This window comes from Gemmatimonadaceae bacterium (assembly GCA_035633115.1).
Classification (GTDB): domain Bacteria; phylum Gemmatimonadota; class Gemmatimonadetes; order Gemmatimonadales; family Gemmatimonadaceae; genus UBA4720.
The window spans coordinates 1-2013 of record DASQFN010000118.1 but is presented as its reverse complement, the minus strand read 5'-3'; the positions used below and the strand labels follow the sequence as shown (position 1 = coordinate 2013).

Genomic DNA, 2013 nt, shown 5'->3' with positions numbered 1-2013 from the left:
TAGCCCAACTTCCGCAGTTCTCTGAGGGTCGGTCTAGTGTTTTCAAGAGCTTAGCTTGAAAGGGAACCAAAAGTCGGCACTACATTTGAGCTTGTGCGGGTGAGATTCGGAGCCTCTTGGGCAGACGGAGACCGAGTCGATCAAGTAGGTCTGCGTGGATGCGGTCGGGCCGAACGACACAGCGGATCCGTAGCTCGCGGGACTCACGCTCTGCGGTGGGCAGCACGATATCCGCGCTTCTGAGCTGAGCGAGCTCAGCGAGTAGGGTCCGTGGAGTGTGACCCAGCCCGGCGCGGTGGGCCCACTGCTCCAGAGCTTTCCACAGGACGTAGGCGAGGAAGCAGACGAGGATGTGGGCCTGGACTCGGTGAGTCTTCTGATGCCAAATCGGCCGCAGCGCCAAATCCGACTTTTGGATCCGGAAGGCGGCCTCCGCCTGGGTCAGCTGGATATAGGCCTGCCAGAGCTGCTCCGGCGTCCAGTCGGTGACATTCGTGCGCAGCACGTAACAGCCTTCGCTGGCTTGCGCCCACTCGTCCCATGCAGTGCGCACTGACCAGCACAGGCGCAGGCCGCTGGGCAGCGCAGGATCTGCGGTCAGATCGATTTGAAAGCGTTGGGCCGCACGGCGGTTGCGTTCGAGCAGCCGCCCGATCTGCCGATCGACGGTGCTGCGATCGATCGGGCTGCGGGATCTCCCCAGCCGGTTCTGCAAGGTTTTCAGCGCGGTCTCGATCCGCTCCGAAAACCGTTCGTGCATCGCTTTCTCCTTCTCGATCCGCTCGCGTGAACGGCACAGCACAAAGATCTCCTCGCCGTCAGGGCCTTGACACAGCTTGACCTCCACACCCTCGCGGACAACGTTCCAATCCCGCTCGTCGAGCAGCTCTTTTTTCCAACGTTTAAGCTCCGCGCGACAAGCACCCAGCAAATAGCGGCGACCGCTCTGTTGCAGCCACGCGACGTTGGCCTGGCTGACCATGCCGCGATCCATCACCCAGATCCGTTTGGCCAGACCAAACCGCGTCTCCATCGTGCCTACGATCTCTTGAACCGTCGTCACATCTACCCGGTTGCCGGCAAACACCTCGTAGCCCAAAGGGAGCCCTTCGCGGCTGACCACCAGCGCCAGACACACCTGCTGGCAATCAGGCCGGTAGTCCCGGCTATGGCCGCGCTGCGCCAGATCATTGTGCGGGCACAACCCTTCGAAGTACGTGCTGGTCACATCGTAGAGCAGCAGGTCGTAGTCGAGCTCGAACAGCTCTCCGAGCTTCGCGCGAAGATGGCCTTCCAAAGCTTCCTTGTGCGGCAGCAGCCGATCCAACGCCCGGTAGAGTCGATCATCGTTGACCGAGTCCACCGAAATCCCCAGGATGTCCTGAAGGGCCGTAGACCGGTACCAACGCTCGGCAATCGCCAATTCGCTCGTCGGCTCGCACAGGCGAGCAATCACCAACAGCGCTGCCATCGTAGCCCACGGCACCTCCTCGCGGCCTGGCGGCAGCAGCTCCTCCAAGACGCGATCGAGCTCGAGCCCGTGCCAAAGGGTCCAACCCAGATACACCTCGCCGAAACTGCGGCTGCGCTCCAGCCGCACCTGATCCAGCCGGATCGCCACCGTCTCGGCCTCCGGGGTCACCTCGAAGAGCTCTTGCTGGTCAGCCGCACGGCCGGTCATCCGCCGGGCCAGCTGCCGAGCGCTCGCCCGACCCGCAGCGTCCAGCTCGCCGAGTTGCGCCACGGTCTCTTGCACCACTTTGCCACCCCGACGGACACAACGCACCAGACGCCAATACGTGTGGATCTTCCCGTCCTTTTTCCGCGTCGTGTGCCGAAGGTACATCGTGTCTGCCTCGCCACCAGTCTTCATCGCCTAACGCGCTGAAAACAAGAGGGTTGGTCGGCACTACACGCACATTTCGCAATCCCGACCCTGTGGGCTCAAACACTTAGCCCGCCGCCACCCCCAAAAATCGGCTCAGCGGCGGGCCAACTGCGGAAGTTGGGCTA

Annotated in this window: 1 protein-coding gene; it reads right to left on the bottom strand. The window is 62.6% G+C overall.

Annotation, left to right across the window (positions count from 1 at the left end; translation table 11 throughout):
- Positions 1 to 79: 79 nt before the first annotated feature.
- Positions 80 to 1756 carry an IS1634 family transposase gene (locus VES88_18305; GenBank protein ID HYN83438.1) on the bottom strand — a complete coding sequence of 559 codons (1677 nt, stop codon included), beginning with the start codon at positions 1754 to 1756 and terminating at the stop codon, positions 80 to 82.
- Between the last annotated feature and the right edge of the window lie 257 nt (positions 1757 to 2013).